Genomic DNA, 7,056 nt, shown 5'->3' with positions numbered 1-7,056 from the left:
CGAGGCCGTCCGCACCCTCCTGATGAACACCACACCGGTGACACTAGAACAAAACCCCTTAGTGCGTGAAAAAGCAGCATTCCGCCAACATCACCGCAGGTCAGAGCCTCGACCCACCCCGAAGCCGCGAGCCGTGAGCCAAGTCAGGTTTAACCATCGATTAAAGCCGCTAGAGTCGCAGGATGACCCTGACCCGAATCTTGGATGTCCCGTCTGGGAACGCAGTGAACGGGAAAGTCCACCTTCGGACTTTGTCCTTGTCCGACGTCGGGCCCTTGGCGGCCGCGTATACCCGGAACGCAGAGCACCTCGCGCCCTGGGAACCACGGCGCAGCGAGGCGTTCTATACCAAGGCCGGGCAAGAGGCCGTTGTTCGGAGCAAACTGAACCAATATGCCGCAGGCACGGAAGTGCCGTGGGTAGTTCTCCATGACGGGGATGTCGTTGGCATGATTACTTTGACGGGCATAGTCCGCGGACCGTTCCTGAACGCCAATCTGGGCTATTGGGTCGACCAAGCGTTCACCGGCAAAGGCATTGCCACTTCCTCGGTGCAGGCGGCTCTCTCCATGGCGGGTGACGAACTGGGGCTCCATCGTATCCAAGCCGCCACCTTGGTGCACAACGCAGCCTCGCAGGCGGTCCTTAAGCGATCCGGCTTCGAGCGTATCGGTCTGGCGCCCTCGTATCTCCACATAGCAGGCGAGTGGCAGGCCCACGTTTTGTACCAACGTATTCTCTTCTAATCCACGGCGGTCCGATGCTCTGAAGCCACGATTGCTAGCGGCGTGCTACTCCCGGCGGTGGCTGTCGGCGTCATGATTTCGTACGTGTGACTGGAGGCCTATTCAACGCCGTAGCGTACGCCATGTGGGGTCCGCACCCCCAAAAACCCTGAAAAACCGGTGATTTTGGTCAAAAAAGCGCGGAAACACGCGGAATTTGCTGGCCATGGCGGTGCAAGCTGGTAAGTTTTCGAGCAGTGGCTTGCTCGCATTCCGCTTGAAAGCTCAAAAAACGTATTAGTCCAGGAGGACGTAAATGGCTAAGAACCGTAGTGAACTCGTTGCAGAGGTAGCAGGCAAGGCTGGCACGAGCCAGGCAGCCGTCAACTCCGTGCTCGATGCACTGTTCGAAGTTTTCGAGACTTCTGTCGCCGCTGGCGAGAAGATCACCATCCCGGGCTGGCTCGCAGTTGAGCGCACCGACCGTGCAGCACGCACCGGCCGCAACCCGCAGACGGGCGAAACCATCCAGATCGCCGCTGGCCACAGCGTTAAGCTGACCGCAGGCTCCAAGCTGAAGGCTGCTGTCGCCAAGAAGAAGTAATTCCACTTCGGCGAACGCCTGAAGGGGCGGCAACCAACTGGTTGCCGCCCCTTTTGCCGTTAAACAATCACTTGTCCCGTACATCAAGGCGGCATCCGCTCGCCCGTGGCCACTTCTCCTCCCCAAACGGTTCCCGATTCGCAGCCCAGCCAGACGTAACGGACAATGGATAGGTGCCATCAGCAAGAAGCTCCGCAACTGCCCCATCGCCTGTTCCCAAGCCGGGAGCGGGGGGAGGCAATGCCGTCACGGGCATTTCCCTTCCATGGCAGCTTGCTGGACTGGCGGTGCTCTTCCTGACTTTGGCTGGGGCCCTCATCTTCTCCGGGGCTTCTGCTGCCCGCCAGGTCTCAGACCCCGGAGCACTGGTCCGGTGGGGCTTGCCCTTCGCGAAAGCTGTCCACAACGTTTCCATAGCCACAGTTATTGGTGGCCTGATCTTCGCAGTTGGAATCCTGCCCAAGAACCTTAGAGCGTCGCGATCCCGTGAAAAGGATCTGGAGGCTCCGGAACATCCGGCTTTTACACGCGCCCTTGCCGTTGCTGCTGCGGCGGGCGCCGCTTGGACGCTGTCCGCTGTAGCGGTCCTGGTACTGACCTACGCGGATGTTGCGGGTCAGGGACTCTCCGGTGACGCCGAATTCACCCGCTCGCTGGTGTACTTCATGACGGACATTGAGACGGGCAAGGCCTGGCTGTCCATCACCATCATCGCCGCTGTAGTCACCACAGCGCTCTTCGGCGTCCGATCGCTGACTGGCCTCGCCTTTACGCTGCTGCTTGCCTTGATCGGGCTCATTCCGCCAGCTCTGATCGGCCACTCCTCCAGCTCCAGTGATCATGAAGGCGCCATCAACTCGCTGGGCCTTCACCTGGTTGGTGTCTCCGTGTGGGTGGGAGGCATCATCATGCTCGCTGTCCTTTCCGGATTACTCGCTGGTTCGAGGAGCCATGGAACCAGCGACGTCACTGAGTCGACGCTTCGACGGTTTTCGGCCCTGGCAGGCTTTGCTTTCGTCCTGGTCTTTGCGTCCGGTGTGATAAACGCAGCCATCCGCGTGACGAACCTGGGCGATCTGTTCGGCTCGGCCTATGGCCAGATCATCCTTGCCAAGGCACTTGCCACCCTGGTGCTGGGTGGCATTGGTTTCATGCATCGTCAGTGGGTCATACCTCAGTTGGGGAAGAGCGGTTCGATGTCTGCCCGCCGCGTGCTGTGGCAGTTGGTTCTGGTTGAGCTTCTGGTGATGGGCGCGACGGCGGGCCTCGCCGTGGCGCTGGGGCGCTCGGCCCCGCCGCAGCCCACTACATACGCACCGGACGCCTCGCCGGCGTTCATCCTGTCCGGCTATGAGATTCCGCCTGAACTTACGCCAGAGCGCTGGCTTACGGAATGGCGTTTTGACTGGCTGTGGGTGGGAGTCGCCTTATTCGGGGCCGTGTCCTACATCCTCGGGATCATCAAGATTCGCAAGCGCGGGGATAGCTGGTCCTGGTTCAAGACAGTGAACTGGGTGATTGGACTGGTGATTCTCACCTACATCACCTCAGGTCCGCCAGCGGTCTATGGCCGCGTACTGTTTTCTGCCCACATGGTGGATCACATGGCCCTGACCATGGTGGCACCAATCTTCCTGGTGTTGGGTTCGCCCGTGACCCTTGCACTGCGTGCGCTCCCTTCCCGAGGCGAAGGCGCCCACGGTTCGCGGGGGCTTAGGGAGTGGCTGCTCCTGTTCGTCCATTCCCGGTTCTCGCAGGTGGTGACTCATCCGCTGTTCGCGGCTGCGAACTTCGCGGGATCCATCGTGCTGTTCTACTACTCAGACCTTTTCGGACTGGCGATGCGTGAGCACGTCGGGCATGAGCTCATGAATCTGCACTTCCTGCTGACCGGCTACATTTTTGTGCTCAGCATGATCGGCAGTGATCCTTTGCCGCGCCGGGCGCCGTACCCCATGCGCCTGCTGCTCCTGCTCGCAACCATGGGGTTCCACGCGTTCTTTGGCGTGGCCATCATGGGCGGTACTGGCCTGCTGGCTGCTGACTACTTCGGGAACCTGGGCCGGACCTGGGGTGCCTCGGCCATCGCAGACCAGCAAATGGGAGGCGCTGTAGCTTGGGGCATTGGCGAAGTTCCCACCTTGCTGGTGGCAATCGGCGTAGCCGTGATGTGGTCGCGCTCGGACGAGCGGGAGACCCGACGGGTGGATCGCGCGGCCGACAGGAATAACGACGCCGATCTCAGTGCTTATAACGATATGTTTGCCCGGCTCGCTGACCGCGACGCCAAATTGGCTGGCAGCCCAGCCTCAGCCACCCCGACTGCCCTGACCACCCCGACTGCCCAGACTCCAACCGACAACGCAGCCCCAACCGACAGCGCCTCATCAGGACACACAACAGACAGCGTTGAGCGGGCAAGCAGCAAGACCGAACGAAACACGAAGCTGGAAGGACGCTGATGAGCGAAACCGTACGCACCCAACTCCGGGTCCGGGCCTCCGAACTGGAGGGCCGCGGCTGGCTCAACACGGGCGGCAAGTCCCTTGACTTGGAATCCCTGCGCGGCAAAATCGTGCTGCTGGATTTCTGGACGTTCTGCTGCATCAACTGCCTGCATGTTCTCGACGAACTCCGGCCGCTCGAGGAAAAGTACTCTGACGTCCTGGTGACAGTTGGTGTACATTCGCCTAAGTTCGAGCACGAAGCTGATCCTGTTGCTCTTGCAGCTGCCGTGGAACGTTACGAGATCCATCACCCGGTCCTGGATGACCCTGAGCTGGCCACGTGGAAGGCGTACACAGCCCGTGCTTGGCCCACGCTGGTTGTTGTGGATCCGGAGGGTTACATCGTGGCGCATCTTTCCGGGGAAGGCCACGCAGATGGCCTCGCTGTGCTGCTTGAGGAGCTTGTGGCCGAGCATGAAGCAAAGGGGACCCTTCACCGGGGCAACGGTCCGTACGTCGCTCCTGTGCCGACGTCGGGCACTTTGCGCTTCCCGGGCAAAACGACCCAGTTGGCCAACGGCAATTACCTCGTCGTCGACTCCGGTCACCACCGCCTGGTGGAGCTCCACCCGGACCTGAAAACCGTTGAGCGGGTTATTGGCTCCGGGACCAAGGGCTACGCGGACGGCCAGACGGACACGGCCCAGTTCAACGAGCCGCAAGGCATAGCTGTTCTTCCGGCGGAGCTCGCTTCCACGCTCGGTTATGACGCCGTGGTCGCAGATACCGTTAACCACCGCCTTCGGGGTGTGACGTTGAGTTCAGGGCATGTCCGGACTGTTGCCGGCAACGGTGTGCAGCGCTTGCTCGATGCCGGTCCTGCCCGTGTAACCGAGACGGGCGCGGGTGCCTGGTCCGAACACCACGACGGCGGTCCGGCTGACTTTGCTGCCGACGCAATCGACGTCGGGGTGCTTGGCCTCGGTACGGAGGTCTCCTTGTCCTCGCCGTGGGATGTGGTGTGGAGCGCGAAGCTGCAGCGTGTTGTCATCGCGATGGCGGGAACTCACCAGATCTTTGCGTTCGATCCCGTGACCAACCAGGTTTCCATCCTGGCGGGCTCGGGCCTGGAGGGACTGTTGGACGGCGCCGCGGAGGATGCCTGGTTCGCGCAGTCGTCCGGCCTGGCCATTGATGCCGATGACAACATCTGGGTGGCCGACTCGGAGACTTCCTCGCTGCGACGTTTGGTGCTTAACGAAACCGGCGTGACAGTGGAGACAGCCGTCGGCCAAGGCCTGTTCGACTTCGGATTCCGTGACGGCGACGCCAGCGAGGCACGCCTGCAGCACCCCTTGGGGGTCACGGTACTGCCGGATGGTTCCGTAGCGATCGCCGATACTTACAACGGTGCCGTTCGCCGGTACGATCCCGCGACGAAGACCGTGTCAACGTTGGCGCGTGGCCTGGCCGAGCCGAGTGACGTCGTCGTGGTTAACCACGGCAACAGTGAGCCGCTGCTGGTGGTGGTTGAATCAAACAAGCATCAACTGGTTTTGGTACCGATTCCCAAGGAAGCCCAGCAGGTGGATGAGGGCGCGTCACAGACGCACCGTCCCAAGAGCCCCGTGACCCCTGGAATCCTGGAGCTGGCTGTTCGCTTCAAGGCTCCCACGGGCCAGAAGCTTGATGACCGTTGGGGCGATCCGACGCAGATGAAGGTCTCTTCCACACCGCCTGAACTGCTGGTCTCCGGCGGCGGGACATCGGTGGGCTTGTTGCGCACCATCGAATTGTCGCCCGACGTGCCCGAGGGCATCCTTCACATTACTGCCCGTGCGGCCGCCTGCGATGGACCTGAAACCGCGGACGGAGAGATTCCGGACCACGCGGCCTGTCACCTGTACCAGCAGGATTGGGGCATCCCTGTTATTTTGCAGGCTGACGGCGAATCAGAGCTGGTGCTTGATCTCCGCGGCATGGACTAAAGCCTGCTGAACTGGCCCGGGTTTGACCCTTGAAGGGGAGGACCTGGGCCTTTTCATGCCCCCAGCCTTCCAGAACTGGGCCAGTCGCGCCCGTGAAGTCGTTGCAAAAGTTGATCGTGGGGCGGGTTCCCTGATCGAAACCTTGGCGCGTGTCCTGTTCAGGGATGTGGGGATCCGGACCGAGAGCCAGGTCTTTATCGACGGCGTAGGGAACTGTGGAGTGCGCGGGGGGCCTAGAACGTCAGCATCGGGGTGACGGTCACGGTGTTGTTGTCAGTGTCCAGCTGGGTGGTGAAGCTGAAATCGTGCTCCACGTTGAGGTCGTTGACCAAGCCGGTGAACAAATTGATCTCGCGGGCGGAAACCCTTGCCTTGCCGTTGAGCGGGGCTACAACCCATTTGCCGCCGAAGGGCTCAATGGTGATCTTGGGGTACTCGGTAATCTCCCACTTGATGGTTCCGTCCACAACTCGTGCATTGCTGGCGTGGTAGAACGGGCAATCAGGTTGGAGTCGTTGCTGCTCGGTGGCTTGGGCGGCGCAGGTGTCCAGGAACTCCCGGACTTTACCGGCAACGGCTTCGTTCAAAGCCTTGGTTGACCGGGTCTGCAGGTTCAGGGGTGCCTGGCCGCCGTCGCGGTTTGAAACGAGGGCCGAGGCAGCAGGAGCTTCGAAGTAGGTGCCGTTCAGGCTGGCTTCGTATTTGCCGGGGTAGAACACGGCAAAAGTGTTGTGACCATTGGGCATGTTAACGGGGACGCCGTTGAGCGCTGCCTCATTGGAGTTCACGACGGTGACCTCAAGAGTGGGAAGCGTAGTGGGAACGAAAGCCCATTTGCCAAAGAACAACCATTGCGTCCCGGTGCGCTCCATCAGGAATTCGGTGTGGAGACGGTTACCGTCCAAGGTGTAATCCACGGGAACGGCAACACGGTTGCTGCCTCTGGACTGGGCGTTTCCGAGTTTGATGTCGGACAGTTTGGAGGCAGCAGTTTGCAGGGCGGTGCCATCCAGCATGGCGGCATTTCCACTGGGAACTTTTGCCCGCAACAGACCCAGGGCTTGCTCGCCTTCGCCCTTCTGCAAGGCTTCCAAATACTCCCGGACAGGCTGTTGCGGACTGGCCACGGAGGAGCTCACCAAGTTGATGCAGACGATGGCTCCGGCCGCAGCAAGCATCAGACCGAGCAGCCATCCGGCTGCGGTCCTGACTATCGCTTGGCTCAACTGCACGCCCTTTACGTTACCTGCCACGGCGGCGATAGCTGTGCAGGAGGGCATCAGCGTGACGTG

The 7,056-nt window shown here is 61.2% G+C and carries 5 protein-coding genes; 4 read left to right on the top strand and 1 reads right to left on the bottom strand.

Annotation, left to right across the window (positions count from 1 at the left end):
- Window positions 1-182 precede the first annotated feature (182 nt).
- The 4 genes from AC1DCM_RS13785 to AC1DCM_RS13770 all read left to right on the top strand — a co-directional run bounded on the left by AC1DCM_RS13785 (window position 183) and on the right by AC1DCM_RS13770 (window position 5,764).
- Window positions 183-746, top strand: coding sequence for a GNAT family N-acetyltransferase (locus AC1DCM_RS13785; protein ID WP_477518651.1), 564 nt, complete (start codon window positions 183-185; stop codon window positions 744-746).
- A 295-nt stretch (window positions 747-1,041) separates the two neighbouring features.
- A complete protein-coding gene (locus AC1DCM_RS13780; RefSeq protein WP_011776355.1) occupies window positions 1,042-1,329 on the top strand; it encodes an HU family DNA-binding protein in 288 nt (95 codons plus the stop codon).
- 173 nt (window positions 1,330-1,502) lie between these two features.
- Window positions 1,503-3,791, top strand: a complete 2,289-nt coding sequence (locus tag AC1DCM_RS13775) for a bifunctional copper resistance protein CopD/cytochrome c oxidase assembly protein (protein WP_477518650.1) — start codon at window positions 1,503-1,505, stop codon at window positions 3,789-3,791.
- The gene (locus AC1DCM_RS13770) at window positions 3,791-5,764 is read left to right on the top strand and encodes an NHL domain-containing thioredoxin family protein (protein ID WP_477518649.1); all 1,974 of its coding nucleotides are present in this window, start codon (window positions 3,791-3,793) and stop codon (window positions 5,762-5,764) included. Before AC1DCM_RS13775 ends, AC1DCM_RS13770 begins: the two co-directional genes overlap by 1 nt.
- 233 nt (window positions 5,765-5,997) lie before the next feature.
- Here AC1DCM_RS13770 and AC1DCM_RS13765 read toward each other — a convergent pair whose 3' ends face one another.
- A complete protein-coding gene (locus AC1DCM_RS13765) occupies window positions 5,998-7,026 on the bottom strand; it encodes a hypothetical protein (RefSeq protein ID WP_477518658.1) in 1,029 nt (342 codons plus the stop codon).
- Between the last annotated feature and the right edge of the window lie 30 nt (window positions 7,027-7,056).

The organism is Paenarthrobacter sp. 10N417, from assembly GCF_056394745.1.
The sequence above is the reverse complement of the archived record's forward strand: the minus strand, read 5'-3'. Positions and strand labels throughout refer to the sequence as shown.